The sequence below is a fragment of the Streptomyces sp. CMB-StM0423 genome (assembly GCF_002847285.1).
In the GTDB taxonomy this organism is placed as follows: Bacteria; Actinomycetota; Actinomycetes; order Streptomycetales; family Streptomycetaceae; genus Streptomyces.
In genome coordinates, this window is the sequence record NZ_CP025407.1 from 2,698,850 (window position 1) to 2,725,432 (window position 26,583).

Consider the following 26,583-nt stretch of genomic DNA (forward strand, 5'->3'; position numbering starts at 1 on the left):
ATACCCGCCCGCCGGCCCGAACGCCCCGGCGCGCGGCTAGCGCTCTACCGGGGCCGCGCCCGAGGCGCGGTCGACGATCTGCTCGTAGACCTCCGGGGCGGTCGTGAACTCGCCCAGGCGGCATGTCTTGCGCGCGCCGTGGTAGTCGCTGGAGCCGGTGGCGAGGAGGCCCAGGTCGGCGGCCGTGCCGCGGAGCCGGGCGCGGGTCTCCTCGTCGTGGTCCATGTGGTCCACCTCGATGCCGTCGAGGCCGGCGGCGGCCAGCTCCGCGACCGCGCTCTCCGGCAGGCACACGCCGCGCTTGACGGCCAGCGGGTGGGCGAAGACCGTGACGCCCCCGGCGCCCTTGATCAGCCGGATGGCGTCGAAGGGGTCCAGCTCGTGCTTCTCCACGTACGCCCGGCCGCCGGAGCCGATCCACTCGTCGGTGAACGCGTCCTGGACCGAGTCGACGATGCCGGCCTCGACCATCGCGCTGGCCACGTGCGGCCGGGCGATGGCGCCCTCGCCGGCGATCTCCTGGACGCGCTGCCAGGTGATGGGCACGCCCAGCTCGATCAGCCGCTCGGTCATCAGCCGGGCCCGGCGCACCCGGTCGTTGCGCACGGCGTCGCGCTCGCGGGTCAGCTCCGGCTCCTCGGGGTCGAAGAAGTACGCGAGCATGTGCAGGCTGATGCCGCCGAGGTCGCAGGACAGCTCCATGCCGGGGACGAGGGTCAGCCCGGCGGGCAGCGCCTCGATCGCCTCGGCGTGGCCGCCGACGCCGTCGTGGTCGGTGAGCGCGACGACGTCCAGACCCTCGGCCGCCGCCTTGCGCACCAGCTCGGCGGGGGTGTCCGTACCGTCCGAATCGGCGGAGTGGGTATGCAGGTCGATGCGCACGGACGGTACCTCGCACGGGCTCGGGGTCGCTGGAAGGCACCCAGCTTACGGTCCCGGGCGGCTGTCCAACCGAGAAGGTGCGGCTTCGCGGACACCCGTCGCGCGGCGCGGGTAGGCCCTGTCCGGCAAACAGCGCCGTCCGCCCTCTGGGCGGGCGTCGCGGCGTCTGGTGCGTACGACCGCAAGGCGGAGGGTCGACCGCATAGTGGGCCTGTTCGGTCGATCCGACAACGCAGCGAGCGTGCGTGCCAGGCGTCGCGACGCAGGCGGGATTTGCCAGACAGGGCCTAGAGCAGCCGCGGCGACAGGGCCCCGCAGGGCAGCAGCTCGATCTCGGCGCCGGCGTCGCGCAGGTCGGTGAGCACCAGCTCGTCGTAGAGCAGCAGTCCCGACTGCTCCGGCCAGACCACCGCCCACAGCCACAGGCCGCGCGCCTCCCCGGCGAAGACGGCCCGGTCCGCGGGTACGCCGCCGACGTGCCACAGCGGGGTGGGCCGGCCGGCGGCGATGACCTTGGCGTCCGGCGGCTTGTCGGTGCACATCCCCGGCCCCGGGTCGGGCCCCTGCACGCCGGCGAAGCGCGCGCCGAGGCCGACGCCCAGCTCCTCGGCGACGAGGATCAGCTCGCCAGGACCGCCCAGCGGTCCGGGTCCGGAGCAGGCGACGGCGGTAGCCCGGCCGCCGCTGCGGTCGTCGCCCGCGTTCGCGACGCCGGTGAACAGCCAGCCCAGGGGCAGCGGCCACGGCATCCAGACCGGCACCTGGGCCCGGTGCACCACCACCCCGAGCGCCTCGACGCTGGGCGGTATGACGGGCTGCAGCGGCTGCACGGGTCCGTGCCGCTCACACTGCCAGGAGTCGGTGAAGAGACCGGGCGCCCGGACCCGCCCGCCGCACTTCGGGCAACTGGGTTCGCCCCTCATAGGAACTTACGGTCCTCCCCGGCCGCCGCGCCGTCAAGGACGATCACCCGTCCGGGGCCGCCCGCGCTGCCGTCCCGGCGCGCGCCGGCCGCCACCCCGTCCCCGTACGGCGTGCGCCGGGAGGCGGCGCTACGCGCCCAGCTCCACCCCGCGCCGCAGCGGGTCGCGCAGGTCCGTGCCCGCCGCGAGCCAGCGCTCGTTCAGCGCCGCCGCGCCGTGCACCCGCTTCCACGCGGCCTCGTTCGGCGTCATCGGCAGCAGCGGCAGGAACCGCACCGGCTCCCGCGGCTCCGGCAGCACCACGTCGTCGACGAGCCCGCCCGGCTCCGCGACCAGCACCGCGCGGAACGGCGCGCCGGGCCACAGCCGCCCGCCCACCTCCAGCGACGCCCCCGGCGCCACGACGACGCCCTCCACCTGGGGCGACGCGGCGAGGACGGCGAGCGGGCGCAGCACCTTGCCGGTGTCGGCGAGACCGGCCCGTACGGTCAGCAGCAGTTCGGCGCGCGGGCCGCGCAGCGGGTCGGCCAGCGCCTGCGCCGGGTCGGTCATGGGCTGCGCGGACATGCCGAGGGTGGCGTAACGCAGGAGCGGTTCGCCCTCGGCGGTGGCCGACGTGAAACGCGCCACCTCGATGCGGTCGGTGCCGATGAAGGTCACCGACGCCCGCGCGTCGGGCTCGCCGAACACCCCGGTCAGCCGCCGTTCCACCTGCGCCAGCACGTCCTCGTACGCCATGTGCCTCAGCCTACGGGCGCCGGGGAAGCGTCAACGCGGGACGGCCGGTTCACCGGCGGCTGCTAACCTTGCGTGTCGGCTTGATGCGCGTCGTACGTACGGCGCGGGCACATCCCCGACGCACAGGCACATGAGCAGCACGCGAACGGCTTGGACACGCACGCCCTTCGACAGGGCCCGGCCGGAGGAGGTGGGAACTGCGGTGGATCCCAGCCGACCTTGCAGTACCGACAGCTCTCCCGCCCGGCCCGGCACTCGCTGACCCTCGCCGGTCCTCCCCCGCGACGATGCGGGGATCTCCAGGCCGACTCCCGGCCGCGCCGTTCGGCGCCCGGCGGCTGAGCACGCACTTTTCCGCCGTAATCCACTGACGTGCCGTCGGCGCGCTCAGCGGTGCCCGCTTTGTGGGTGTACCTCTGCGTAGATCCCCATTCCCGGCAGCGTTGGCCCGCGCCCGGCAGGAGCGTGAAGGAGTTCGCCCATGTCGATGATCCGTGACCTGCGAGCCGTCGTCCGTCCCGCCATCAAGCGCCGCGGCCAGTCCGCGCACAGCTACGACCCCACCCGCGACCCGGCCTCCGTCAGCGCCGTCGTCGACTGCGCCGTCTACCGCGGCGGCCGGCGCATCAGCGAACGGCTCTCCCCCGCCCAGGCGATGCGCCGGGTGCGCGCCGGGGGCGGCTTCGCCTGGATCGGGCTGCACGAGCCGACGGAGCGCGAGTTCGCCGGCATCGCCCAGGAGTTCGGGCTGCACCCGCTGGCCGTGGAGGACGCGATCGACGCGCACCAGCGGCCGAAGCTGGAGCCGTACGAGGACTCGCTGTTCACCGTCTTCAAGACCCTCCACTACGTGGAGCACGCCGAACTCACCGCCTCCAGCGAGGTGGTGGAGACCGGCGAGGTGATGTGCTTCACGGGCCAGGACTTCATCATCACCGTCCGGCACGGCGGCCAGGGCTCGCTGCGCGCGCTGCGCGCCCGGCTGGAGCAGGACCAGGAGCTGCTGGCGACCGGCCCGTCCGCGGTGCTGCACGCCATCGCCGACCAGATCGTCGACAGTTACATCGTCGTCGCCGACGCGGTCCAGGAGGACATCGACGAGGTCGAGATCGACGTCTTCTCACCGAGCGACGGCCGCAGCGGGCGCGGCAGCGACGCCGGGCGGGTGTACCAGCTCAAGCGCGAGGTGCTGGAGTTCAAGCGGGCGGTGGCGCCGCTGCTGCGGCCGATGCAGTTGCTGTCGGAGCGGCCGATGCGGTTCGTCGACCCGGAGATCCAGAAGTACTTCCGGGACGTCGCGGACCACGTGGCCCGCGTGCACGAGCAGGTGGTCAACTTCGACGAGCTGCTCAACTCCATCCTGCAGGCCAATCTGGCCCAGGCCACGGTGGCCCAGAACGAGGACATGCGGAAGATCACGTCCTGGGCGGCGATCTTCGCGGTGCCCACGATGATCGCCGGGGTATACGGCATGAACTTCGACCACATGCCGGAGACCAAGTGGGAGTTCGGCTATCCCATGGTGCTCACCCTGATCCTCGGCATCTGCCTGGCGATGCACCGCGGCTTCCGCCGCAACGGCTGGCTGTAGGGGTACGGGCCCGGGGCCCGGCGGCTACGCTCGTGCGCCATGGAGCCGATCGCAGCCGCCCTCGCAGAAGAGGCCGCCAGGAAGTCCGGGCTCGTGTGGATCGAGGGCCCCGACGGCACACAGCGCGCGCTGTGGCACGTCTGGCACGACGGCGGCGTCGTCCTCGTCGGCGACGGTCCTGCCGAGCAGCCGCTCGACGGGCTCGGGCTCGCCGACGGGGCGCTGGTGACCGTGCACGCGCGCAGCAAGGACAAGGGCGGGCGGCTGGTCGCGTGGCCGGCGCGGGTGGCCGAGCTGGCGCCGGAGAGCGAGGCGTGGCGGGCGGCCGTGGCGGAGCTGAAGGGCAAGCGGCTCAACGCGGTGGACGCCGACCACGTCGCGGAGCGCTGGGCCCGGGAGAGCCGGGTGCTGCGGCTGACGCGGGGCGGGGCGGCGGTCGCCGGGGACGGGCTGCCGTCCGGTTCGCTGGCCGCCCCGCCGCCGGCGACCCCGGCGACGACGCGCCGGCCGGCACCGGCGGCGCTGCCGCGGCTGCTGTTCCGGCGGCGGCGCGGCTGAAGGGGGCGCAGGGCACGAAGGGGGCGTAGGGCACGAAGGGGGCGTAGGGCGGGAACCACCGGAGTGCCGTTCGTACCCGGCGCGCGGCGGGACTCGTAACGACAGCCTCAAGCCCCGTGCAAGCGGAGCCTGTTCAGCTCGCCGAGATCTGCTGCCCGTAGTCCACGACCTCTTCCTTGCGCGGGGCGTTGACCTCGAACTCCTCGTCCCAGTTCAGGAGTCGCAGCTCGCCCGCGTCCCCCGCGCGCTCCAGCAGCAGCGGGTACGGCCGCCCCTCCAGGGCCACCTCCAGCGCCCCGCCCGCGCCTTCGTCGGCCGTCACCCGGATCGTCGTGAAGCCGTCGACCTCGCCGTTCTTTTCCGCGGCCAGCTCGCCGTCGAGCTTCAGCAGCCCGTCGAGCAGCACCTTCATCTCCGTGAAGCCGCTGAGCTGCTTGTACGCGGTGTCCTCCGGCGGCACCTTCACGTACTTGCCGTCGAGCTTCCGCGCCGCCGCCCTATCGGACTCCGACGGCTTGCCGTCGGAGTCCTCGCCGTCGTCCTGGTGCAGCCAGAACTCGTCGCCGGCCTTCAGGAAGAGGTCCTCCTCCGCGCGCAGCAGCGAGAACGTCATGCCGCCCGTGGACACTTCGCCTATCCCGCCGGCCGCCGACAACCTCATGTCGAGCTTCACCGGCTGGTCGTTGCTCACCAGCGTGCCCGCCAGCCGCACCGAACTCGCGCCCGCCGCGGCCTTCTCCGCCTTGGCCCTGATGCTCTCGGGAGAGAGCTTCCCGACGCCGTTCTCGCCGGCCTCCGGACCGTCCTCGGCACAGCCCGCCAGAACGGTCGCGGAGACGGCGAACGCCACCATCCGGAACGCCGATCTCCTCATCACGTGCGGCAGCGTACCGGGCGCCCGGGGCCCTGGCTTTCCCCGCCCGTAGCCCTCGGCCGTACGCTTGTGGCATGGCTGTCACAGAAGAGGCGGTGCGCGCCGCGCTCGCGATGGTGAACGACCCGGAGATCCACCGGCCGATCACCGATCTCGGCATGGTCAAGTCGGTCGAGATCGGGACAGACGGCTCGGTGGCCGTCGGGGTCTTCCTCACCATCGCCGGCTGTCCGATGCGGGACACGATCACCTCGCGGGTCACCGACGCGGTCGAGAAGGTCGCGGGTGTGACGTCCGTCACGGTCGAGTTGGACGTGATGAGCGACGAGCAGCGCAAGGCGCTCGCCGCGTCGCTGCGCAACGGCAAGGCGGAGCGCGAGATCCCCTTCGCCCAGCCCGGCTCGCTGACCCGGGTGTACGCGGTGGCGTCCGGCAAGGGCGGCGTCGGCAAGTCGTCCGTGACGGTCAACCTGGCGGCGGCGATGGCCGCGGACGGGCTGAAGGTCGGGGTCGTCGACGCCGACATCTACGGCCACTCCGTACCCCGCATGCTCGGCACGGACGCGGTGCCCACCCAGGTCGAGGACATGATCATGCCCCCGACGGCGCACGACGTGAAGGTCATCTCCATCGGGATGTTCACGCCGGGCAACGCGCCGGTCGTCTGGCGCGGCCCGATGCTGCACCGCGCGCTCCAGCAGTTCCTCGCGGACGTCTTCTGGGGCGACCTCGACGTGCTGCTCCTCGACCTGCCCCCGGGCACCGGCGACATCGCGATCTCCGTCGCGCAGTTGATGCCGAACGCCGAGATCCTCGTCGTCACCACGCCGCAGCAGGCCGCGGCAGAGGTCGCCGAGCGGGCCGGGGCGATCGCCGTGCAGACGCACCAGAAGATCGTCGGCGTGGTGGAGAACATGTCGGGCCTGCCGTGCCCGCACTGCGGCGAGATGGTCGACGTCTTCGGCACCGGCGGCGGCAAGCAGGTCGCCGAGGGGCTGACGCGCACGACGGGCGCGGAGGTGCCGGTCCTGGGCGCCATCCCGATCGACGTGACGCTGCGGGCCGGCGGCGACGAGGGCAAGCCGGTCGTCCTCACCGACCCGGAGTCCCTGGCCGGCGCGGCGCTGCGCGACATCGCGGCGCAGCTCGGCGGGCGGCCGCGGGGGCTCGCGGGGATGTCGCTGGGCGTCACGCCGCGCAACAAGTTCTGAGGGGTACGCCCCGGGCCGCCGGGCGCGGGCAGGGGCGTACGCCCCCGGCACTACGGAGCAGGGGGGCGCGGTTCGTAGGCGATCCGCGCCCCGGACCGCCGCGGGAAGCTATCCGCGGCGGTCTTCGTACGTGGTGATGTCCTTGATCACCGAGAACGCGAGCCCGTAGGCGCTCATGCCGCGGCCGTACGCACCCAGGTGCACCTGGTTCTGCGTCGTCCCCGCCAGCACCCAGCCGAACTCCGACTCGCGGTAGTGGAACTGCGTCCCCTCACCGTCGACCGGCAGCGACAGCGCCGACCAGCCGGACCCCTCCAGGTCGTCGGCCAGCTCCCAGGCCACCGACGTCTGCTGGTCCAGCCACTCCTCGCGGATCTGGCGCTCCATCTGCGTCGGCCAGGTGCACGACAGCAGCCCGGAGCCCGCCAGCCAGGCCGCGGACGACACGGACGTCGCCTCCAGCACCCCGGTGCCGTCCGCGCTGCGCCGCACGGGGCGGCTCGCGACGGTCACGACCACCGCGAAGCGGTGCTCGCGCATCCCGGCCTCGGCGAGGTACGAGGGCATGTCCCCGTGGCCCACCGTGCCGTGGTCGACCGCGCCGTCGCCGCCCCCGGTCGACTGCAGCCAGCGCGGGCCCGAAAACGCGTCGTCCAGCCCGTACCAGGGGAAGGACGCCCGCAGAAAACTGTCCACCAGGCGTGGCTCGGACTCCTGAACCGTCCCCCCGGGCTCCGCCTCGCTCGTCATCTCCATCAGCGTGGTGCCTCCTCATGGCCTGGACCTGTCAGTCGGCGGTCGCCCCCCGCCGGGGCGCACGCCCCGCCTGGCACACCGCATGCCGGGCGCTCACCCAGACACACGGGAGGATATCCACCTGCATACGCTAGGACAGGCAGGTGGTCTGATATGTGAGCCGATCAGGTGGCGTCCGCGTCGTACGGCGGGCGCTCGGCGGTGGCCGTGCCCTTGGCCTCACCTGCGGCGTCACTCTTGGCGTCCTTGCCGCCGCCGCTGTCCTTCGTCAGGCTCAGCCGCTTGCCGCCCGCGGCACCGTCATCGTCGATGTCCCCCACGGTGCGCGCCGCCTCGCCGACCTCGGCGACCTCCTTCTTGAGGTCGAAGCCGTTGCGGATCTCCTTCAGACCCAGGTCGTCGTTGTCGAGGAGGTGCTTCTTGGCGAAGTTCTTCGGGTTCAGGTCCTCGAACTCGAAGTCCTTGAACTCCGGGCCCAGCTCCTTGCGGATGTCCTCCTTGGCCGTGTCGGAGAACTCCCGGACCTTGCGGATGAACCGCATGGTGTCCTGGATGACCTTGGGCAGCTTGTCGGGGCCGAAGACGATCGTGGCCAGGATGATGAGAGCGATCAGCTCGAGGGGTCCTATGTCGAAGAACACCTGGCACTCCTTGCTGTCCTGTCCGTCGGCCCGCTGCCGGCAGGTCCGGGCGACTCTCACGGTACCTGGCGACCCCGCCTCCCCGGGAGTACCGCATCGGCCGCGGTGGACTGGTCCACCGCGGCCGATGCGGGTGTTTGGGGTCGTTTGGCAGGGTCAGTCGGAGGAGTCGCCCTCGCCGAGGGTGACGTCGACGGTCAGCTCCTCGCCGTCGCGCTCGACGGTCAGGCTCAGGTCCTCGCCGGGGCTGCGGCTGCGGATCTTGACGATCAACTCCTCGCCGTTGTGCACGGCTTCGCCGTCGACGCCGGTGATGACGTCCCCCGGCTCGATGCCCGCGCTGTCGGCGGGGCCGCCCGGGGTGACCGGCTCGGTGCCGCCTTCCTCCGCGGAGGTGCCGACCTGGGCGCCGTCGCCGGTGTACTGCATGTTGAGCGTCACGCCGATGACGGGGTGCGTGGCCTTGCCGGTGTTGATCAGCTCCTCGGCGACGTCCTTGCCCTTGTTGACCGGTATGGCGAAGCCCAGGCCGATGCTGCCGCCCTGCTCGGTCTGCGGCTCGCCGCTGCCGTTGTCGGCGGCGCGGATGGCGCTGTTGATGCCGATCACGCGGCCTTCGAGGTCGAGCAGCGGGCCGCCGGAGTTGCCGGGGTTGATGGGGGCGTCGGTCTGCAGGGCGTTGACGTACGAGATGTCGCTGCCGTCGCCCTGCTCGCCGCCCGCGGTGATGGGGCGCTCCTTGGCGCTGATGATCCCGGAGGTGACGGTGTTGGGCAGGTCGTACGGGGCGCCGATGGCGACGACGGGGTCGCCGACGGCGACGGAGCGGGAGTTGCCGAGGGGCAGCGGCTTCAGCCCCGAAACACCCTTGACGCGTACGACGGCCAGGTCGTAACCGGCGTCGCCGCCGACGACCTCGGCGGACTTGGACTCGCCGCCGCTGAACGTCACCGTTATGTCGCCGCCCTCCTCGGCGGGCTGCACGACGTGGTTGTTGGTGAGGATGTGCCCGCGCTTGTCGAGGACGAAGCCGGTGCCGGTGCTCTGCTCGGCGACGCCGCTCACGCGCAGCGTCACGACCCCGGGCAGCGCGGACCTGGCGATCCCGGCGACGCTGCCGGGCGGGCGCTTGCCGCCGTCGTCGTCGGCAGCGGAGGACTGGTCGAGTTCGAGCTGGCCGGGGGTGCCGTTGCGCTCGATGTAGCTGCCGATGGCGCCGCCGATGCCGCCGGCGACGAGCGCGATGACGAGCGCGCCGACGAGGGTCGCCATGCGCCCCTTGCGCCGCTCGGGCGCGTGTGCCGCGTGCGCGGGCGCCCAGGGGTCGTAGCGCTGCCACTGACCGCCCTGCGGGTAGGCGCCGAACGGTGCGGGCGCGCCGGGCCCGCCGGGGGGCCGCCCGGGCCCTTCGAACCCGGGGGCGCCGCCGGGTCCCGGCATGCCGGACGCCGTGGGCGGGTGGGCGCCGGGGGGCCGCCCGGAGCCCTGCGGGCCGTACTCGCCCGGGGGTACGCCGCCGGGCGGTGTCGCGCCGGGTACGGGGGCCTGGGCGCCGGGCCCGTACGGTGCGCGGGGCCGGGGCTGCGGCCCGGGGCCGCCGGGCGCACCGGGGTGGCCGGGGTGGCCGCCCTGCGGGCCCGGGTGGCGGGTTCCGGCGGGTGCGGCGCCACCGGCCGCCGCGGCGGCGGGTGGCACGGGCGCGTCGGCCGGAGACCGCCGCGGGCCCGGGACATCCCCGGAGGGCCCGGCGTCGGAGTCGGAGATGACGGCGAGCTGTGTGGTGTCGTCGTCCTCTACGCCCTCGCGTGGCCCGGCGGCAGCGGCGGGCGGCCGGTCGGCCACCTCGCGGTGCGATGCGTCCGAAGGCGCGGGGCCGAAGCCGTCCGCGTCGCCGGACCACTCGGGAGTGCCCGTCCGCAACGCGGCAGTGTCGTCGGACCGCCCGGCGGAGCCCGCCGGCGCCGCGGCGTCGTCCGGTGTCTTCGCGGGGTCCTCCCGGCCGGAGGCGGCCACGCGGTCACCGGCCGGGGTGGTGGCCGGCCGCGGGGGCTCCGCGGCGCTCTGCGGGGCGTCTGCGGGCTCCGGCGGTGTCCCGGGGGTGTCCCGTTCGTCGTGCTCCGGCAGGGCGGCTCTGCCTGCGCGGGCGCCCGCCACGGCGGACACCGCGGCGGGTATGTCCCTGCCGCCCGACGAGCCGCCGGCCCCGGTCTCCGAAGCACCCGGGTACGGCCGCACGCCGACCTCCCAGGGCCGTTCCCCCGAGCCCCCGGCGTCCGCCGCGGCACCGTCCCGGTCCTGCCCCACAGCGGACGAAGAGGGCTCCGCCGCCGTGCTTTCCGCATCGGCGGTCCCGGTCCCGGCCGGGAGCGCACCCGGTTCCGTGCCCGGACCATCGGTCTCCGGGGCCCGGTCCGCGGCTGCCGCCGGGCCCGGCGTATCGCCCGCCCGGGGGCGCGTCGGGAGCGCGCCCGCGTCCGGCCCGCCGGTCTCCGCGACCCGCGCAGCGGGAAGATCCGCGGCCGTGACCGAGTCGGCGGCAGCGTCCGCGCTCGCAACGGCCGCGTCGTCCGCGCGCGGCGTGCCACCCGGCTCACTCGCCCCGGCAGCCTCTGCCCGCTCCGGCACCGACGCGGCGTCCGTCCCCGTGCCCGCAGGAGCGCCGCTCCCCGGAGCCGGCTGCCCGCTCGTCGCCGTCACGTCCCGCCCGTCCGCACCCTGCTCCACCGCGCTGTCCGCACCTGCGTCCTGGGCTGGCATACCGCCGCCCCCCGCGGTGATCGCCGAGCCGTCGGCCGGAGTCTCCACACCCGCCGCCGGGGGCATCGAGGCATCCGCCGTGCCACCCGTACGAGCACCCGCGTCCGCAGCACCGCCGTCCGCCGCGCTCCCCGCAGAGGAGCGGCTCCGGTCCCGGTGGTAGTCGTCCTCCCCGTCGCGCCACTCCCGCAACGCCTCCCGGACCCGACGCAACTGGTCCACCTCCGGGTCGTATCCCGGTGGTGGGCCCGCGTCGGCCGGCGGGGGCGCCGGTTGCGCGTAGGTGTCGGAGTCGGTGGGCGGTCCGGCGGTGTCCGACTCGGCCTCGCGCGGAGGCTCGCCGGGCTCCTGCCTCCACCAACTCGGCTTCCCCTGGTCCATGTTCTCCCCACACGTTCCGCATGCGACTGGGCGCGGACCGTCGCGGCCCGCAGTTGTTGCTCACCCGCCGGGCAGGCCCTAGCGATTCAATCAGGTGCATGCGGTCGCGCGCATCGCCCCGGGGCCGACGTCCCGCCGTCCCCCGCGGGCGGTCACTGCGGCGACGGGGTGTTCATCCCGCTCAGTGCGGTCTGCGGCCCGGACGCGGGCGGCGCGGACGCCGGCGGCTCGGTCACCGCGAAGACGGAGAGCAGCGGCGGCTGCGGCGTCGCGGTCGTGGCCGCCGTCGCGGAGGCGGCCATCTGCAGCGAGCCGCTCTGCGTGCTGTACGGCTGGACCGGACCGGCGTCCTGCGCACCGCCGGAGGTGGAGAGCTGGGGGTCGTACGAGTAGCGCGCGGGCTCGCCGCGGTCCCCGGGGGTGACCGCCGGGGAGCCGCCCGAGGGGTCGACGGCCGACTCGATGGGCAGCGCGCCGCCGAGGGCGAGGGCGGCGAAGGAGACAGCGCCTGCGGCGGCGAACGCGAAGCGCCGCCCGCGGGCGACGGAGGGCCGCTCGGCCTCGTGGATCGGGAACCCGGGGCCGCCGTCGAGCACGGCGCCGCCGAGGATGCCGCCGCCGAAGCCGCCGGTCCTGGCCGGGCGGGCGCCTCCGGCCCTGCCGCCCGGACGCGCGTTGCCGCCGGCTCCGCCCGCGAAGGGCGACCGGCGGGCGGCGTCGTCGAGGTCGACACCCGGCAGGTTCTCCAGCCGGGCCAGCAGCCCGTCCGAGGGCGCCGGCGGGGCGGCGGCGGAGAACACGCTCTTGAGCCGACGCTGCTCGTCGGCCTCTGCCTTGCACCGGGGACACGTCGCCAGATGCGCGAGCACGCGGTCCCGCGAGTCGTGGGGCAGCTCCCCGTCGACCAGCGCCGCCAGCGCCTCGCCCAGGTGCTGCTCGGCGGGCGACAGCCCGCCCACGCTGCTCACAGCGTTCCGCCCTCCTCGTCCGGGCCGTAGGCGCCCTGCCCCGCCCCGGCGAGCGAGCGCTGCTCGGCCCTCGCCTCCGGGGAGCGGTGCTTGAGCGCCTTGCGCAGGTGGGAACGGCCGCGGTGGATCCGGCTGCGGACCGTGCCCAGCTTGACGCCCAGGGTGGCGGCGATCTCCTCGTACGACAGGCCCTCGATGTCGCACAGCACCACCGCTGCCCGGAACTCGGGCGCGAGGGTGTCCAGCGCCTGCTGGACGTCCGCGTCGAAGTGCGTGTCGTTGAAGTGCTGCTGCGGCGACGGCTCACGGCTCGGCAGCCGCTCGGCGGCGTCGTCCCCGAGCGCGTCGAACCGGATGCGCTGCTTGCGCCGCACCTGGTCGAGGAAGAGATTCGTGGTGATGCGGTGCAGCCAGCCCTCGAACGTCCCCGGGGTGTACGTCGACAGCGACCGGAAGACGCGGATGAAGACCTCTTGCGTGAGGTCCTCGGCGTCGTGCCGGTTCCCGGTGAGGCGATAGGCAAGACGGTAGACGCGACCGCTGTGGGTGCTGACGATCTCCTCCCACGAAGGCGGAGTCCACCCCTTGGACGACGCGTCATCGGCCGGGAACGCGGAGAATCCGGCAACGGTCACGGTGTCGGTGGCGTGGCTGCGGTCGTCAGCATTGTCGGTCACGGATTTCGGCTCATCCGGTGCCCGGGACCCTCGGCGGAATCGCCGAAGGGTGCCCCCTTCGCCGGACGCGGCCGCACCTCCCCTGGTGGCTCTGGTGGTGTCCAGTAGGCCCCCTACCATATCCACCTCGCCCGTTAGCTCCGGATAAGCTCATCCGACCGGTATTTTCCCGCATTCAGCGGAACCATCCCCGCCGGCATCCTTACCTCGTCCGTATCACTTCCGTCTCCCCCAACGCACGGTCCGGCCAGCAGGTTCCCAGGGGCAGCGGATACAGTCACGCTTGCGACGGATGCAGGTGCAGGTGCCAACGGGGAACAGGAGAAGGCGATTACCGGCAACCGGCTGGCGAGCTGGTCGTTCGCGGAGGCGTACGGCACGGACGGTGCCGCGGACGCCGACAGCGGCCGGGCCGGGGTGACCCCGGGCGACCCGGCGGCTGCGACGCGTGCGCAGGGCTCCGCGACGGCGGCGCTGCACTGGGCCCGGCAGCGGGCCCTGGAGGCGGGGCTGCGCCAGGTGTCCGCGGGTGCCGGGGCCGCGCTGCGGCTGCTGGCGGCCACAGCGGGCGCCAAGGCGGTGGTCGAGATCGGCACCGGCACCGGGGTCTCCGGCATCCACCTGCTGCAGGGCATGCGCGCCGGCGGGGTGCTGACGACCGTGGACCCGGAACCGGAGCGGCAGCAGTTCGCGCGCCAGGCGTTCCGGGCGGCGGGGTTCGCCGCGAACCGGGCGCGGATCATCGTCGGCCGGGCGCTGGACGTGCTGCCGCGGCTGGCGGACGGCTCGTACGACATGGTGTTCTGCGACGGCGACCCGCTGGAGTGCCTGGAGTATCTCGGCGAATCGTTGCGCCTGCTGCGGCCCGGCGGCGTCGTGTGCTTCGAGGGCGTCTTCGCGGACGGGCGCACGGTTGACTCGGCGGCCCAGCCCGACGAGGTGCAGAAGGTGCGCGAGTTGCTGCGCGCGGTGAAGGAGAGCCGGGAGCTGATGCCCGCGCTGCTGCCGGTGGGGGACGGGCTGCTGTGCGCCGTCAAGCGCGAGGTGTGACGGGCGCGACGGACCCGCCGGACGTGACGGATGTCACGGGCGTACGGGCAGAGTGCCCGGACGGCACCGGTCCTGCCGGTGCCCCCCGCGGGAGGGGATCCGGGTCCTGAAGGACGATCCGCCCCGGCCACCGCGTGGCCGGGGCGCATACAGGGTTCTTCCGGACCTCGGTCCGACTAGCTGACGACCTTCTTCAGGGCGTCGCCGAGCGCGTCGGCTTCATCGGGGGTCAGCTCGACGACGAGCCGCCCGCCGCCTTCGAGCGGAACGCGCATGACGATGCCCCGCCCCTCCTTGGTCACCTCGAGCGGGCCGTCGCCCGTCCGCGGCTTCATGGCCGCCATGCTCGTTCCCCTTCCTGAAACCAGCTCTTCGTTGAGAAGCTTCGACGGCCCGTGGACAGGCTCGTCGCCACCGGCATCGAACACAGTGCTTCTCGCCCATTATCCCGCATTGCCGGTCCTGATGACCAACATCGGTCCGCATACTCTCGACGACGTGCGACCGCAAAACCTCCCAATTCCCGCCAGAGGGATGCGATACTGCGCCCTTCCCGGCCGGGGCGCGCCGCGTTTCCATTTGACGCACGTCACATGTCGCGGAGCAGTGATCTCCGCCATGCTGACGGCACCGGACGAGACGCGGCAGAGCCCCGGTGACCCTGGGGCGTAGCGAAGGGAAGAACATGGCGGACACCGTGCTGTACGAGGTCGCCGACGGGCTCGCGACCGTCACCCTCAACCGCCCGGACGCGATGAACGCCCTCGACACCGAGGCCAAGAACGCCCTGCGCGACACCCTGCGGGAGGCCGCGGCGGACGACGCCGTACGGGCCGTGCTGCTCACCGGCGCCGGGCGGGCGTTCTGCGTGGGGCAGGACCTCAAGGAGCACATCGGCACCCTCGCCGCGGCCCGCGCCGCGCAGCGTACGGACCACGCGATGGACACCGTCACCGAGCACTACAACCCCATCGCCGCCGCGCTCGCCGGGATGCCGAAGCCGGTGGTCGCGGGCGTCAACGGGGTCGCCGCGGGGGCCGGCGCGGGCTTCGCGTTCGCGGCGGACTACCGGGTGGTGGCCGACACCGCGTCGTTCAACACCTCCTTCGCGGGCGTCGCGCTGACCGCGGACTCCGGCGTCTCCTGGACCCTCCCCCGCCTCGTCGGCCACGGCCGCGCCGCCGACCTGCTGCTCTTCCCGCGCCGGATCCCGGCGGCCGAGGCGCTGGCGCTGGGCATCGCGAACCTCGTCGTACCGGCGGCGGACCTGGCCGCCGAGGCGGCGGCGGTGGCCCGCCGGCTCGCGGCGGGGCCGACGGGGGCGTACGCGGCGATCAAGGAGTCGCTGGCGTACGGGGCGGGCCACGGGCTCGCGGAGACGCTGGCGAAGGAGGCGGAGCTGCAGTCCCGCGCGGGCGCCTCGGAGGACCACAGGATCGCGGTGGAGGCGTTCGTGGCGAAGGAGGAGCCGCGCTTCACGGGCCGCTGATCCGGTACGGCGGCGGGGGCGCCCCCGCCGCCGTGAGCCGCCCTTCGAGCTACCGCGCGTGGCAGTCCGCGAGGTGGTCGTCGACGAGGCCGCACGCCTGCATCAGCGCGTACGCCGTCGTGGGGCCGACGAACCGCACGCCGCGCCGCTTCAGCTCCTTGGCCAGCGCCTTCGACTCCGGGGTGACGGCCGGTACGTCCGCGAGCGTGCGCGGCGCGGGGCGGCCGGCGGGGTCCGGCGCGTACGACCAGATCAGGGCGTCGAGTTCGCCGGGGGTCCAGGCGGCGAGGGTCTTGGCGTTGGCGATCGTGGCCTGCACCTTCAGCCGGTTGCGGATGATGCCGGGGTCGGCGAGCAGCCGCTGTTCGTCCCCGGGGCCGAACTCCGCCACCGCGGCGATCTCGAAGCCGGCGAAGGCGGCACGGAAGCCCGCGCGGCGGCGCAGGATCGTCAGCCAGGACAGCCCGGACTGGAACGCCTCCAGCGACAGCCGCTCGAAGAGCGCGTCGTCGCCGTGTACGGGCCGGCCCCACTCCTCGTCGTGGTACGCGACGTAGTCCTCGGCGGACAGCCCCCAGGGGCAGCGCAGCAGCCCGTCGGGCCCGGCCACGGCCCCGCCCTCGGCGCTCATGCCCGGCCGTCCAGGCCGTCGCGCGGCTCCGCACCGCCGGGGTCCGGGCCGCGCGGATCCCGGCCGCTCAGGTCCGTGCCGCCGTTGCTCAGGCCGCCCGGGTCCCGTTCCACCCGGTCCGCACCGCCGTTGCCGCGCCCGCCCAGGTCCCAGGTGCCCAGGTCCATACCGCCGTTGCTCCGGCCCTCCGGGGCCGCGACCCCGCCCGCACCCCCGAAGGCCGGCCCCGGCGGCGCGTCCTCGTACCCCTGGCCGCCGGGCCGTCCCCCGCGGTACGCCGCCGCGTGCGCGCCCGCCAGGGCCGCCTCCAGCTCCGCGATGCGCGCGTCCCGCTCCGCCAGCTCCGCGGCGACGCGGTCCAGCGCGTCGTCCACGTCGTCCATGCGGTACCCCCGCAGCGCAACCGGCAGCCGCAGCGCGTCGATGTCGGCGCGGCCGAGCGGGCGGTCGGGCGGCAGCGGGTCGTGGAGCCGGTCCGGCAGCGGCTCGGTGAGCTCCTCCTCGCCGTTACCCGCCAGCACGACGGTGACCGCGGCGACGACCGCGACCATGGCGATGAGCATGAACCAGAACACGATGTCTCCCCGTGGACAGCCGGGGCGCCGGATGGCCGCGCCCGGTACGCCGGGTGGCTGCGCCCCACCATAGCCGGGCCCTGTGACAGCCCCCGCGGCCCGGCGCACGGACCGCACCGGCACCGCACCGGCACAGCTCCGGTGCCCCGCCCGCCGCACCCCGCCCCGCCGCGCCCGCGGGCTAAGGTCGCGGGCAGGAGCCCGGGGCCGCCGCCCCGGAGGGCGTCAGAGGAGGCAGCATGCTGCGACTGGGGTCGCGCACTTTCGCCGCGCACGAGCCGGTGATCATGGCGATCGTCAACAGGACCCCGGACTCCTTCTACGACCAGGGCGCCACGTTCCGCGACGAGCCCGCGCTCGCCCGCGTCGAGCAGGCCGTCGCCGAGGGCGCGGCGATCATCGACGTCGGCGGGGTGAAGGCCGGCCCCGGCGAGGAGGTGTCGGCGGCGGAGGAGGTGCGCCGCACGGCGGGCTTCATCGCCGAGGTGCGCCGCCGCCACCCGGACGTCGTGATCAGCGTCGACACCTGGCGGCACGAGGTCGCCGAGGCCGCCTGCGCGGCCGGCGCGGACCTGCTCAACGACGCCTGGGGCGGCGTCGACCCGCTGGTCGCCGAGGTCGCCGCGCGGCACGGCGCGGGGCTCGTGTGCACCCACGCCGGCGGCGTGCAGCCGCGCACCCGGCCGCACCGCGTCGCGTACGACGACGTGATGGCCGACATCCTGCGGGTCACCCTGGGGCTCGCGGAGCGGGCCGTGGCGCTGGGCGTACGCCGCGACGGCATCCTGATCGACCCCGGGCACGACTTCGGCAAGAACACCCGGCACTCGCTGGAGGCCACCCGCCGGCTCGGCGAGATGACGGCGGCGGGCTGGCCGGTGCTGGTCTCGCTGTCGAACAAGGACTTCGTCGGCGAGACGCTGGACAGGCCGGTCAAGGAGCGGCTGGTCGGCACGCTCGCCACCACCGCGGTCTCGGCCTGGCTGGGGGCGCAGGTGTACCGGGTGCACGAGGTGGCCGAGACCCGGCAGGTGCTGGACATGGTGGCCGCCATCGCGGGCCACCGCCCGCCCGCGGTCGCGCGCCGCGGGCTCGCCTAGCGGGTTCCGTACGGGGCCGCCGCGGGCTCGCCTACCGGCCCGGTACCGGACCTACGGCGTCTCCTTGGTGACCAGCCCCACGGCCTCGGACACGTCGTCCGTGATGTGGAACAGGTCGAGGTCCCGCTCCGCCGCCTTGCCGCCGTCCACGACGGTCTTGCGCAGCCAGTCGACGAGCCCGCCCCAGTACTCGCTGCCGAAGAGGACGATCGGGAACCGGGTGACCTTCTTCGTCTGCACCAGGGTCAGCGCCTCGAACAGCTCGTCCATCGTGCCGAAGCCGCCCGGCAGCACCACGAACCCCTGGGAGTACTTCACGAAACACGTCTTGCGCACGAAGAAGTAGCGGAAGTTCACGCCGAGGTCGACGTACCTGTTGAGCCCCTGCTCGAAGGGCAGCTCGATGCCCAGCCCCACGGACAGTCCGCCGGCCTCCAGCGCGCCCTTGTTCGCCGCCTCCATCACCCCGGGCCCGCCGCCGGTGATCACTCCGAAGCCGGCGTCCACCAGCCCCTTGCCGATCGCGACGCCACGCGCGTACTCGGCGCTCCCGGGCGCCGTACGGGCCGAGCCGAAGACGCTGATCGCGGGCCCCACCTCGGCGAGCGCACCGAACCCCTCGACGAACTCCGCCTGCATCCGCAGCACCCGCCACGGGTCCTCGTGCACGTACTCCGCGGCGCGCTCCCGGGTGTCCAGCAGGTGCTGGTCCATCGTCCCGCGCTGGATGCGGCTGCGGCGGCGGATGACGGGGCCGAGCCGCTGCTCCTGGAACTCCTCGCGGTTCGCCACGGGCGCGCTCCCTTCCTCGTGCTGACTCGTGTCCGGCTACGAGTCTCCCCCGTACGGCTCTCCGCGTACGGCGATCTCCGGGCCCCAGGCTAGGCGAAGCCGCTCGAAGCCATGTGAACCCCGGCAGAAACCACGGCGGAACAGCCGGTGACACGGCCCGCGCTCAGGCGGTGAGCCAGGCGCGCAGCCGCTCCTCGCAGTGGTGGATACGGGCCGTGTGCACGTGCTCGTCGCGCTTGTGCGCGTAGTTCGGGTCGCCGGGGCCGTAGTTCACCGCGGGGACGCCGAGGGCCGTGAAGCGGGCGACGTCCGTCCAGCCGTACTTCGGCCGCGGGGTGCCGCCGACCGCGGCGGTGAACGCGGCGGCGGCGGGGTGGGCCAGGCCCGGCAGGGCGCCGGGGGAGCTGTCCTCGACGGTGATCTCCGCGATGCCGCAGCCGTCGAAGTACTCCCGTACGAAGGCGATCGCCTGCTCCTCCGAGCGGTCCGGGGCGTAGCGGAAGTTGACGGTGACCTCGCAGACGTCCGGCACGACGTTGCCCGCGACGCCGCCGGAGACGCGGACGGCGTTGAGGCCCTCGCGGTACTCCAGGCCGTCGATGACGGCGCGCCGCGACTCGTACGCCGCGAGCCGGGCCAGCGCGGGGGCAGCGGCGTGGATGGCGTTGGTGCCGAGCCAGCTCCGCGCGGAGTGGGCGCGTTCGCCCTCCGTACGGAGGACGGCGCGCAGGGTCCCCTGGCAGCCGCCCTCGATCTCGCCGTCGGACGGCTCCAGCAGCACGGCGAAGTCGCCCGCGAGCCAGTCGGGGTGGCGCTCGGCGAGGCGGCGCAGGCCGTTGCGGGAGGCGTCGACCTCCTCGTTGTCGTAGAAGACGAAGGTGAGGTCGCGGTTGGGCGCGGGCACGGTGGCGGCGATGCGCAGTTGGACGGCGACGCCGGCCTTCATGTCGGAGGTGCCGCAGCCCCACAGGACGCCGTCCTCGTACGTGCCGTCGAGGCGCGAGGGCAGGTTGCCGGCGACGGGCACGGTGTCGATGTGCCCGGCGAGCACGACGCGCTCGGCGCGGCCCAGCCGGGTCCTGGCGACGACGGCGTCGCCGTCGCGGCCGACCTCCAGATGGCCGAGTCGACGCAGCGCGGTCTCGACCGCGTCGGCGAGGTGCTTCTCGTCGCCGCTGACGGAGGCGGTGTCGACGAGCTGGGCGGTGAGCCGTGCGGCATCGAGCGTCAAGTCCATGCCGACGACCCTACGGCCCGGTGCGCCGGGCCCCTCGCGCCGTACGCACGCCGTACGCGCCGCGTACGTCCACCGGGGACCACCCCCCGCCGCGCTCCCGGCGGCCGCGGTTGTCCGCCGCGAACGCTACGGTGGGCCCGTGCCAGCCTCCGACGTCTTCCGCCGCCGCCTCCTCCGCGCGTTCGTCGCGCTCGCGGTGCTCGGCGGCGTGGGCGCGTACCTGCTGGTCCACCTCAACACCGGCGGCGGCCCCGCGCCGCGCTGCGAGGTGCGCGGCAAGGGCGAGGGCGAGGCGTACGAGCTGGATCCTGAGCAGGCCGCCAACGCCGCGACGATAAGCGCCGTGGCGTCCTCCCGGCGGCTGCCGGAGCGCGCGGTGACCATCGCGATCGCCACCGCCATGCAGGAGTCGGAGCTGCGCAACATCGAGCACGGCGACCGCGATTCGCTCGGGCTCTTCCAGCAGCGCCCGTCCCAGGGCTGGGGCACGGAGGAGGAGATCCTCGATCCGGTGTACTCCACCGGCAAGTTCTACGAGCACCTGGCGGAGATCCCCGGCTACTCCCGGCTGCCGCTCACCGAGGCCGCGCAGCGCGTGCAGCGCAGCGGCTTCCCGCAGGCGTACGCGAAGCACGAGCCGGCCGCCGCCCGGCTCGCCGCCGCGCTGACGGGCCGCGACGGCGGCGCCTTCACCTGTACGACGGCGAAGGGCGACACCCGCTCCGGCGACCCCGCGCTGTTGCGCGAGGCGCTGAAGCGGGAGTTCGGCGCCGGCGTGCTGCCGGAGCCGGACGCGTCCGGCGCGGGCGGCTCGGGCGAGGGGTCCGGGGGCGCGAACGGGGCCGGCGCCGGGGAGGTGCTGGTGCTGCCGGTCGCCGGGGACGGCGCGGGCGGCGGCGCGGACGCGGCGGGCCGCGGCTGGGAGCTGGCGCACTGGGCGGTGGCGCAGGCGCCGCGGCTGCGGGTCGCGCAGGTGTCCTTCGCGGGCCGCGAGTGGCGGGCCGAGGAGTCGTCTGCGGGCTGGCGCGAGGTCGAGGGCGCGAACGCGGAGGCGGGCGCGGCGTCGGTCCGTATCGTCACCGAGCCGTAGCACCCGCAGACCCGTACGGGGGAAGCCGGTCAACGCAGGCTGACGGCGCGACGCCATTCCGCGTTCTTTTCCACGATCCGACAAATGCCCGGTGGGGACGGGTCCCCGACCCGTCGAACGGTGCTCGCACCGACCCGCTTTGCCCAGTTTTCTGGCGAAGCAGATTATGCGACGCATTACCAACTCTTTACGTAGGGCGACCGCAACCTTCCGGCTCCTCACGCGGTAGTCACAGCGTCCGCACGGCGGACATGCCCATCAGTAGCCCTCCGCAAAAGGAGCACCATGTCCCACCCCCTGAAGCGCCACCTCGCCCGGGTCGCACTCGTCGTCGCTGCGGGTGCCGCCCCGGTCGTCGGCGCCGCGGGTGCCGCAAGCGCCGTCGAGCTGCCCAGCACGAACGGCCTGACCCCGGTCAGCGCGCTGGACACCAGCGCGCTGCCCGCGACCGCCTCCCAGACCGGCGGCCAGGTGCTCACCACCGGTACCGAGACCGCGAACCAGCTCGGCGAGAGCGCCGGCCCGACCACCGAAAAGGCCCTCGGCGCGGTCCAGGACACCACCGGCAAGACCGTCGAGCAGGGCCAGGGCGCCGTCGGCGACGCCGCCGGGAACCTGACCCCGGAGCTGCCCACGTCGGGCCTGGGCCTCTGAGCCTGCCCGGCTGACCCACGAGGCCGCCGGTACCCGCGGAGCCGTCCTCCGCGGTTCCGGCGGCCCGTCAGCGCCGCGGCGGGTCGTGCCGTCGGCGCTCCCGGGGTCACCCGGGACGGCGGCGGCGCCGACGGCGCCCTCAGCCCCGCAGCGCCGCCAGCCGCTCCACGGCGGCGGCCACCCGCTCGTCGGTGGCCGTGAACGCGACCCGTACGAACCGCTCGCCGGCGGCCCCGTAGAACTCGCCTGGCGCCACCGCGATCCCCAGCTTCGCCAGCTCGGCGACGGTGTCCCAGCACGGCTCGTCCCGCGTCGCCCACAGATACAGCGACGCCTCGCTGTGCTCGATCCGGAAGCCCGCTCCCGTCAGCGCCTCGCGAAGCGCGGCCCGCCGGCGGGCATAGCGCTCGCGCTGCTCGGCCACGTGCCGCGCGTCGCCCAGCGCAGCGATCATCGCCTGCTGCACCGGCTTCGGCACCATCATCCCCGTGTGCTTGCGCACCGCGACCAGCTCGCGCACCAGCGCCGCGTCGCCGCCGGCGAACCCGGCGCGATAGCCGGCCAGGTTGGAGCGCTTCGACAGCGAGTGGACGGCGAGCAGTCCCTCGTACGAGCCCTCACTGACCGACGGGTGCAGCACGGACACCGGCTCGGTCTCCCAGCCAAGCTCCAGATAGCACTCGTCGGAGGCGACCAGCACCCCGTGCGCCCGCGCCCACCCCACCGCGCGGCGCAGCTCGGCCGCGTCCATGGTGCGCCCGGTGGGGTTCGACGGGGTGTTGAGCCAGAGCAGCTTCACCCGCGCCGGGTCGAGGTCCGTGACCGGATCGGCGTACGTCACGGGCTCGGCCCGCGCCGTCAGCGCCCCGATCTCGTACGTCGGATAGGCGAGCCGCGGATACGCGACCTGGTCGCCCGGCTCCAGCCCCAGCAGCGTCGGCAGCCAGCCGACCAGCTCCTTGGTGCCGATCGCCGGCAGCACCGCGTCCGGCCCGACCTCCGCCCCGAGCCGCCGGCCGAACCAGCCGGCGATGGCCTCGCGCAGCGCCGGAGTGCCCCAGGCGAGCGGGTAGCCGGGGCTGTCGGCGGCGTCCGCGAGCGCGGCCCTGACCACCTCGGGAACGGGGTCGACGGGGGTGCCGACGGACAGGTCGACGATGCCGCCGGGATGGGCGGCGGCGGCGGTCTTGTACGGCTCCAGCCGGTCCCAGGGGAAGACGGGCAGCCGGGCGGTGACGGGTCGCACTCTCACTGTCCTCAATCGACGCAACAGCCCCCGCCGATCAGCCCGGGGCCGACGGGGCGGGGGCAATGCGTATCGCCGTGGTTCTGGGTCCTGCTCGTGCTTACTCGTCGTGCTCCTGCGGCGGGAGGGCCGCGACGATCGGGTGGTCCCGCTCGATGAGGCCGAGCTTCGAGGCGCCACCGGGCGAACCGAGGTCGTCGAAGAACTCGACGTTCACCTTGTAGTAGTCCTTCCACTCCTCCGGAGTGTCGTCCTCGTAGAAGATCGCCTCCACGGGGCAGACCGGCTCGCACGCACCGCAGTCGACGCACTCGTCCGGGTGGATGTACAAGAACCTCTGGCCCTCGTAGATGCAGTCGACGGGGCACTCCTCAATGCAGGCCTTGTCCTTGAGGTCCACACAAGGCTCTGCGATGACGTAGGTCACGCTGTCGTTCCTCCTCGATCAGGCTGGCGGCGCGGGAGCGCGGCGTGTCGATGCCCGCACCTAGTATCTCCGTTCCCGGGCACGGAGCGAACAAGAGGGGCGTGGAGAGCTGTGGAATTCACCACTGGGGCTCGGCTCGAAATCCGTATCACCCGCGCTGACGTGGGAAAACGCGTTTCGGTACGGCGACTGACAGATGCCTGCGAGGGGGACGCGCGGTTCACTGACGCGGTCGGTGTGCTCACCTCCTGGGACGCCGGCGAACTGCGTCTCACCAGGCGGAACGGCCAGGTCGTCCGGATCCCGGAGACCGCCGTGGTGGCGGCGAAGGTCGTACCGGCCGCGCCGGCGCGGCGGCGCGGCCCGGCGGCGACGGCGGCGGAGCTGACCCGGGTGGCGGCGCGGGGCTGGCCGCCGGTGGAGAGCGAACGGCTGGGCGACTGGACGCTGCGGGCCTCGGCCGGCTTCACGAGCCGGGCCAACTCGGTGCTGCCGCTGGGCGACCCCGGGCTGCCGCTGGACGCGGCGCTGGCGCGGGTGACGCGGTGGTACGGGGAGCGGGGGCTGCCGGCGCTGGTGCAGGTCGCGACGGGCGCGGCGGACACGGCGGAGCCGCTGGCGGCGGAGCTGGACGCGCGGGGGTGGACGGTGCGGCGGGCGGCGCTGATGCAGATCGGCGAGCTGGCGCCGGTGGCGGACCGGGAGGACGCGGGGCGGGTTTCGCTGTCCCGTACGACGTCGGCGGGGTGGTTCTCGCTGTACAACCGGGCGGCGGAGCTGACGCCCGCGGCCCGTACGGTGCTGGAGGGCGGCCCGTCGGTGTGGTTCGCGACGGTCCAGGATCCGTCCGGCGCGGATCCGTCCGGTACCCCGGCGGCGATCGGCCGCTGCGTGGTCGACGGCCGCTGGGCGGGCTTCGCGGCGGTCGAGGTCGCCCCGGCCCACCGCCGCCGGGGCCTGGCCACGGCGGTGATGGCGGCCCTCGCCACCCGCGCCCTGGAGGAGGGCGCCTCGGCGGCGTACCTCCAGGTGGAACCGGACAACCCCGCAGCCCTGTCCCTCTACCACGCCCTGGGCTTCACCACCCACCACACCTACCACTACCGCCACCACCCCACGCCGTAGCGGACAGCGGGCCGGGCGACACCCGCCGCCCGGCCCGCGAGGGCTTCCCACCGCCTACCTCCCTTCACACCTGTCGCACGTTTGCGCGGGACGTACTCCCTGTTGCGTCGCACAATGGGGGCATGAGTACGTCCGGAGTCGATCACCGGGCCCGGTTCGCGGAGGAGGCTCGCGTGCCGCGGCCCGATCTCGCGCTGCTCTGTCTGCTCGTCGGGGCCGAGACCGATCCCGGGCTCGACGAGCGCGGCATCGACGCCGTGCAGATCGAGCTGGACGAGCTGGCCGGGCAGTTGCCGTACGCACCCGGCGGGCCCCGCGCGTGGGCGCGGGCCGCCGCGGAGCTGCTCGGGGAGCGGTACGGGTTCCACGGGACGCCCGGCGACTACCGGCGGCTGGAGTCGTCCCAACTGCACGAGGTCCTGCGCCGCCGCCGCGGGCTGCCGATCATGCTCTCCGTCATCTGGATGGAGGTCGCCCGCCGCGCCGGCGCCCCGGTGTACGGAGTGGCCCTCCCCGGGCACTTCGTCGTCGGCTTCGGGCCGACCCCGGCGGGGCAGCCCCTCACCGGCCGCGCCGCCGCGGGCGCCCCCGTCCTCGCCGATCCCTTCGACGGCGGCCGGCTCCTCTCCCCCGCCGACGCCGAGCTGCTCGTCTCCGAGGCCACCGGCGGCGAGCCGCTGTCGCCCGCGATGCTCGTACCCGCCGATCCGCTCGCCATCGTGCTGCGCATCCTCAACAACATCCGCGCCTGGGCCGCCCGCCGCCCCGAGCAGTCCGACGTGCAGCTCGCCGCCGTCGAGCTGGCCCTGCTGCTCCCCAGCCACCCCGCCCGGCTGCGCCACGAGCGGGCCCAGCTCCTCATCGCCCGCGGCGACTTCGTCACCGGGGCGGCCGAGCTGGAGGAGTACGCCTCGGTGATCGCGGCCATGGAACCCCAGGCCGCCGACAACCTGCGCCGCCAGGCCCGCGCCGCCCGCGCCCGCCTCAACTGACCCGCGGCGCCACGCCCGTACACGCACGGAGGCCGGTGCCCCGGGCACCGGCCTCCGTAACGGACGGGCTGCGCGCTACTCCTTCACCGGAGCCGCGCTCGAACCTTCCTCCAGCGCGGCCAGCGCCTTGTCCAGGATGACCTCTTCATCCCGCTCCACCGTCGGCTCCTCGGGGAAGTGGCACGCGGTCAGGTGCCCCGCGTTGTTGCCGCCGATCTGCACCAGCGGCGGCTCCTTCTCCGCGCACACGTCCTGCGCCTTCCAGCACCGGGTACGGAACCGGCACCCCGACGGCGGGTTGATCGGCGACGGCACGTCGCCCGCCAGCCGGATGCGCTCCCGCGGCGTGTCCTCCTCGTCCTCCGAGAGGGTCGCCTCCGGAACGGCCGAGAGCAGGGCGTGGGTGTACGGGTGCCGCGGCCGGGCGTAGATGTCGTCCCGGGGACCGACCTCGACGATCTTCCCCAGGTACATGACCGCGACGCGCTGCGAGAAGTGCCGCACGACCGCCAGGTCGTGCGCGATGAAGAGGAACGCGATGCCCATCTCCCGCTGCAGCTCCTGCAGCAGGTTGACGACCTGCGCCTGGATCGACACGTCCAGCGCGGAGACCGGCTCGTCCGCCACGATCAGCTTCGGCTTCAGCGCCAGCGCCCGCGCGACCCCGATGCGCTGCCGCTGGCCGCCCGAGAACTCGTGCGGGAAGCGGTTGTAGTGCTCGGGGTTGAGGCCGACGGTCTCCAGCAGCTCGCGGACCCGCTTCTCCCGCCCGCCGGGCGGGGCGATCCCGTTGACCTCCATCGGGCTGCTGATGATGGTGCCGACGGTCTGCCGCGGGTTCAGCGACGAGTACGGGTCCTGGAAGATCATCTGGATCTCGGACCTGATCGGCGCCAACTGCCTGCGCTTGGCGTACGTGATGTCCTGGCCGCGGTACGTGATCTTGCCGCCGGTCGGCTCCAGCAGCCGCGTGAGCAGCCGCCCGGTCGTCGACTTGCCGCAGCCGGACTCGCCGACCAGGCCGAGGCTCTCGGCCGCGCGTACCTCCAGGTCGATGCCGTCGACCGCCTGCACCGCGCCGACCCGTCGCTTGATCGGGAAGCCGCCCATGATCGGGAAGTGCTTCGTGAGCCCCTCCGCGGTGAGCAGTTCCTCGCCGGCCGTGGTCGGGGTGTCGTCCCGGGGGCCGGGGAGGGTGAGTTCTTTGCTCATGGTGGT

27 protein-coding genes are annotated in these 26,583 nt (G+C 74.2%); 10 read left to right on the top strand and 17 right to left on the bottom strand.

Features of this window, described 5'->3' with window-relative positions:
• Positions 1–36: 36 nt before the first annotated feature.
• From CXR04_RS11405 to CXR04_RS11415, 3 genes are all read right to left on the bottom strand, one after another.
• Positions 37–882 carry a PHP domain-containing protein gene (locus CXR04_RS11405; protein WP_101421730.1) on the bottom strand — a complete coding sequence of 282 codons (846 nt, stop codon included), beginning with the start codon at positions 880–882 and terminating at the stop codon, positions 37–39.
• Positions 883–1,169: 287 nt separating this feature from the next.
• Entirely contained in the window at positions 1,170–1,805 is a 636-nt protein-coding gene (locus tag CXR04_RS11410) for a DUF6758 family protein (RefSeq protein ID WP_101421731.1), read from the bottom strand.
• Between the two features lie 129 nt (positions 1,806–1,934).
• Entirely contained in the window at positions 1,935–2,543 is a 609-nt protein-coding gene (locus CXR04_RS11415; RefSeq protein WP_101421732.1) for a suppressor of fused domain protein, read from the bottom strand.
• Positions 2,544–3,024: 481 nt separating this feature from the next.
• Between CXR04_RS11415 and CXR04_RS11420 the strand changes: the two genes are divergently transcribed.
• Positions 3,025–4,134 carry a magnesium and cobalt transport protein CorA gene (locus CXR04_RS11420; protein WP_101421733.1) on the top strand — a complete coding sequence of 370 codons (1,110 nt, stop codon included), beginning with the start codon at positions 3,025–3,027 and terminating at the stop codon, positions 4,132–4,134.
• A gap of 39 nt (positions 4,135–4,173) precedes the next feature.
• Positions 4,174–4,692 (top strand): hypothetical protein, encoded by a 519-nt coding sequence (locus CXR04_RS11425; RefSeq protein ID WP_101421734.1) that lies wholly within the window; start codon positions 4,174–4,176, stop codon positions 4,690–4,692.
• A gap of 133 nt (positions 4,693–4,825) precedes the next feature.
• On the opposite strand, the gene CXR04_RS11430 is transcribed toward CXR04_RS11425, so the two are convergent.
• Positions 4,826–5,545, bottom strand: coding sequence for a hypothetical protein (locus CXR04_RS11430; RefSeq protein ID WP_101421735.1), 720 nt, complete (start codon positions 5,543–5,545; stop codon positions 4,826–4,828).
• A gap of 95 nt (positions 5,546–5,640) precedes the next feature.
• Here CXR04_RS11430 and CXR04_RS11435 point away from each other — a divergent pair, with 95 nt between their 5' ends.
• A complete protein-coding gene (locus CXR04_RS11435; RefSeq protein ID WP_101421736.1) occupies positions 5,641–6,777 on the top strand; it encodes an Mrp/NBP35 family ATP-binding protein in 1,137 nt (378 codons plus the stop codon).
• Positions 6,778–6,885: 108 nt separating this feature from the next.
• Here CXR04_RS11435 and CXR04_RS11440 read toward each other — a convergent pair whose 3' ends face one another.
• The 5 genes from CXR04_RS11440 to sigE form a co-directional block, all read right to left on the bottom strand.
• Positions 6,886–7,533 carry a hypothetical protein gene (locus CXR04_RS11440; protein WP_101421737.1) on the bottom strand — a complete coding sequence of 216 codons (648 nt, stop codon included), beginning with the start codon at positions 7,531–7,533 and terminating at the stop codon, positions 6,886–6,888.
• Between the two features lie 164 nt (positions 7,534–7,697).
• Entirely contained in the window at positions 7,698–8,174 is a 477-nt protein-coding gene (locus CXR04_RS11445) for a sec-independent translocase (RefSeq protein ID WP_101421738.1), read from the bottom strand.
• A gap of 156 nt (positions 8,175–8,330) precedes the next feature.
• Positions 8,331–10,328, bottom strand: a complete 1,998-nt coding sequence (locus CXR04_RS35740) for a trypsin-like peptidase domain-containing protein (RefSeq protein WP_442802450.1) — start codon at positions 10,326–10,328, stop codon at positions 8,331–8,333.
• Between the two features lie 1,136 nt (positions 10,329–11,464).
• Positions 11,465–12,280 (bottom strand): anti-sigma factor family protein, encoded by an 816-nt coding sequence (locus CXR04_RS11455; protein WP_101421740.1) that lies wholly within the window; start codon positions 12,278–12,280, stop codon positions 11,465–11,467.
• Positions 12,277–13,077, bottom strand: a complete 801-nt coding sequence (gene sigE / locus CXR04_RS11460) for an RNA polymerase sigma factor SigE (protein ID WP_199850442.1) — start codon at positions 13,075–13,077, stop codon at positions 12,277–12,279. Before sigE ends, CXR04_RS11455 begins: the two co-directional genes overlap by 4 nt.
• 297 nt (positions 13,078–13,374) lie before the next feature.
• On the opposite strand from sigE, the gene CXR04_RS11465 reads away from it, so the two are divergent.
• Complete coding sequence (locus tag CXR04_RS11465; RefSeq protein WP_234380177.1) at positions 13,375–14,007, top strand: O-methyltransferase; 633 nt, start codon at positions 13,375–13,377, stop codon at positions 14,005–14,007.
• A 176-nt stretch (positions 14,008–14,183) separates the two neighbouring features.
• On the opposite strand, the gene CXR04_RS11470 is transcribed toward CXR04_RS11465, so the two are convergent.
• Positions 14,184–14,351, bottom strand: coding sequence for a DUF3117 domain-containing protein (locus CXR04_RS11470; RefSeq protein ID WP_018834979.1), 168 nt, complete (start codon positions 14,349–14,351; stop codon positions 14,184–14,186).
• A 341-nt stretch (positions 14,352–14,692) separates the two neighbouring features.
• Between CXR04_RS11470 and CXR04_RS11475 the strand changes: the two genes are divergently transcribed.
• Positions 14,693–15,496: an enoyl-CoA hydratase-related protein gene (locus tag CXR04_RS11475; RefSeq protein WP_101421742.1), complete on the top strand. Its 804-nt coding sequence runs from the start codon at positions 14,693–14,695 to the stop codon at positions 15,494–15,496.
• A 49-nt stretch (positions 15,497–15,545) separates the two neighbouring features.
• Here CXR04_RS11475 and CXR04_RS11480 read toward each other — a convergent pair whose 3' ends face one another.
• Both CXR04_RS11480 and CXR04_RS36650 read right to left on the bottom strand, forming a co-directional pair.
• Positions 15,546–16,127: a DNA-3-methyladenine glycosylase I gene (locus CXR04_RS11480; RefSeq protein ID WP_101421743.1), complete on the bottom strand. Its 582-nt coding sequence runs from the start codon at positions 16,125–16,127 to the stop codon at positions 15,546–15,548.
• Positions 16,124–16,702: a DivIVA domain-containing protein gene (locus CXR04_RS36650; protein WP_101421744.1), complete on the bottom strand. Its 579-nt coding sequence runs from the start codon at positions 16,700–16,702 to the stop codon at positions 16,124–16,126. Before CXR04_RS36650 ends, CXR04_RS11480 begins: the two co-directional genes overlap by 4 nt.
• Positions 16,703–16,941: 239 nt before the next feature.
• Between CXR04_RS36650 and folP the strand changes: the two genes are divergently transcribed.
• On the top strand, positions 16,942–17,802 hold the full coding sequence (gene folP / locus CXR04_RS11490) for a dihydropteroate synthase (RefSeq protein ID WP_101421745.1): 861 nt from the start codon (positions 16,942–16,944) through the stop codon (positions 17,800–17,802).
• 51 nt (positions 17,803–17,853) lie between these two features.
• Here folP and CXR04_RS11495 read toward each other — a convergent pair whose 3' ends face one another.
• Positions 17,854–18,594, bottom strand: coding sequence for a TIGR00730 family Rossman fold protein (locus CXR04_RS11495; RefSeq protein ID WP_101421746.1), 741 nt, complete (start codon positions 18,592–18,594; stop codon positions 17,854–17,856).
• Between the two features lie 163 nt (positions 18,595–18,757).
• Positions 18,758–19,831, bottom strand: coding sequence for a succinyl-diaminopimelate desuccinylase (gene dapE / locus CXR04_RS11500; RefSeq protein WP_101421747.1), 1,074 nt, complete (start codon positions 19,829–19,831; stop codon positions 18,758–18,760).
• A gap of 139 nt (positions 19,832–19,970) precedes the next feature.
• On the opposite strand from dapE, the gene CXR04_RS11505 reads away from it, so the two are divergent.
• Positions 19,971–20,921 carry a heavy metal transporter gene (locus CXR04_RS11505; RefSeq protein ID WP_101421748.1) on the top strand — a complete coding sequence of 317 codons (951 nt, stop codon included), beginning with the start codon at positions 19,971–19,973 and terminating at the stop codon, positions 20,919–20,921.
• Positions 20,922–21,206: 285 nt separating this feature from the next.
• Positions 21,207–21,575, top strand: a complete 369-nt coding sequence (locus CXR04_RS11510) for a hypothetical protein (RefSeq protein ID WP_101421749.1) — start codon at positions 21,207–21,209, stop codon at positions 21,573–21,575.
• Positions 21,576–21,714: 139 nt separating this feature from the next.
• Here CXR04_RS11510 and dapC read toward each other — a convergent pair whose 3' ends face one another.
• Positions 21,715–22,821 (bottom strand): succinyldiaminopimelate transaminase, encoded by a 1,107-nt coding sequence (gene dapC / locus CXR04_RS11515; protein WP_101421750.1) that lies wholly within the window; start codon positions 22,819–22,821, stop codon positions 21,715–21,717.
• Positions 22,822–22,921: 100 nt separating this feature from the next.
• The gene (gene fdxA / locus CXR04_RS11520; RefSeq protein ID WP_027754067.1) at positions 22,922–23,248 is read right to left on the bottom strand and encodes a ferredoxin; all 327 of its coding nucleotides are present in this window, start codon (positions 23,246–23,248) and stop codon (positions 22,922–22,924) included.
• 111 nt (positions 23,249–23,359) lie between these two features.
• On the opposite strand from fdxA, the gene CXR04_RS11525 reads away from it, so the two are divergent.
• On the top strand, positions 23,360–24,373 hold the full coding sequence (locus CXR04_RS11525; RefSeq protein WP_101421751.1) for a GNAT family N-acetyltransferase: 1,014 nt from the start codon (positions 23,360–23,362) through the stop codon (positions 24,371–24,373).
• 122 nt (positions 24,374–24,495) lie between these two features.
• Positions 24,496–25,365 carry a transglutaminase-like domain-containing protein gene (locus CXR04_RS11530; RefSeq protein WP_101421752.1) on the top strand — a complete coding sequence of 290 codons (870 nt, stop codon included), beginning with the start codon at positions 24,496–24,498 and terminating at the stop codon, positions 25,363–25,365.
• 75 nt (positions 25,366–25,440) lie between these two features.
• Here the strand turns inward: CXR04_RS11530 and CXR04_RS11535 are convergent, their stop codons facing one another.
• The gene (locus CXR04_RS11535; RefSeq protein ID WP_101421753.1) at positions 25,441–26,577 is read right to left on the bottom strand and encodes an ABC transporter ATP-binding protein; all 1,137 of its coding nucleotides are present in this window, start codon (positions 26,575–26,577) and stop codon (positions 25,441–25,443) included.
• Positions 26,578–26,583 lie beyond the last annotated feature (6 nt).

What these genes read in the sequence shown, in the direction of transcription:
- CXR04_RS11535 (WP_101421753.1), bottom strand. Translation starts at nt 26,577, where the DNA reads ATGAGCAAAGAACTCACCCTCCCCGGCCCCCGGGACGACACCCCGACC.
- CXR04_RS11530 (WP_101421752.1), top strand. Translation starts at nt 24,496, where the DNA reads ATGAGTACGTCCGGAGTCGATCACCGGGCCCGGTTCGCGGAGGAGGCT.
- dapE (WP_101421747.1), bottom strand. Translation starts at nt 19,831, where the DNA reads ATGGACTTGACGCTCGATGCCGCACGGCTCACCGCCCAGCTCGTCGAC.
- CXR04_RS11480 (WP_101421743.1), bottom strand. Translation starts at nt 16,127, where the DNA reads ATGAGCGCCGAGGGCGGGGCCGTGGCCGGGCCCGACGGGCTGCTGCGC.
- CXR04_RS11425 (WP_101421734.1), top strand. Translation starts at nt 4,174, where the DNA reads ATGGAGCCGATCGCAGCCGCCCTCGCAGAAGAGGCCGCCAGGAAGTCC.
- CXR04_RS11415 (WP_101421732.1), bottom strand. Translation starts at nt 2,543, where the DNA reads ATGGCGTACGAGGACGTGCTGGCGCAGGTGGAACGGCGGCTGACCGGG.
- CXR04_RS11440 (WP_101421737.1), bottom strand. Translation starts at nt 7,533, where the DNA reads ATGGAGATGACGAGCGAGGCGGAGCCCGGGGGGACGGTTCAGGAGTCC.
- CXR04_RS11435 (WP_101421736.1), top strand. Translation starts at nt 5,641, where the DNA reads ATGGCTGTCACAGAAGAGGCGGTGCGCGCCGCGCTCGCGATGGTGAAC.
- CXR04_RS11510 (WP_101421749.1), top strand. Translation starts at nt 21,207, where the DNA reads ATGTCCCACCCCCTGAAGCGCCACCTCGCCCGGGTCGCACTCGTCGTC.
- CXR04_RS11475 (WP_101421742.1), top strand. Translation starts at nt 14,693, where the DNA reads ATGGCGGACACCGTGCTGTACGAGGTCGCCGACGGGCTCGCGACCGTC.
- CXR04_RS11470 (WP_018834979.1), bottom strand. Translation starts at nt 14,351, where the DNA reads ATGGCGGCCATGAAGCCGCGGACGGGCGACGGCCCGCTCGAGGTGACC.
- CXR04_RS11430 (WP_101421735.1), bottom strand. Translation starts at nt 5,545, where the DNA reads ATGGTGGCGTTCGCCGTCTCCGCGACCGTTCTGGCGGGCTGTGCCGAG.
- folP (WP_101421745.1), top strand. Translation starts at nt 16,942, where the DNA reads ATGCTGCGACTGGGGTCGCGCACTTTCGCCGCGCACGAGCCGGTGATC.
- sigE (WP_199850442.1), bottom strand. Translation starts at nt 13,077, where the DNA reads ATGGTAGGGGGCCTACTGGACACCACCAGAGCCACCAGGGGAGGTGCG.
- CXR04_RS11420 (WP_101421733.1), top strand. Translation starts at nt 3,025, where the DNA reads ATGTCGATGATCCGTGACCTGCGAGCCGTCGTCCGTCCCGCCATCAAG.
- CXR04_RS11410 (WP_101421731.1), bottom strand. Translation starts at nt 1,805, where the DNA reads ATGAGGGGCGAACCCAGTTGCCCGAAGTGCGGCGGGCGGGTCCGGGCG.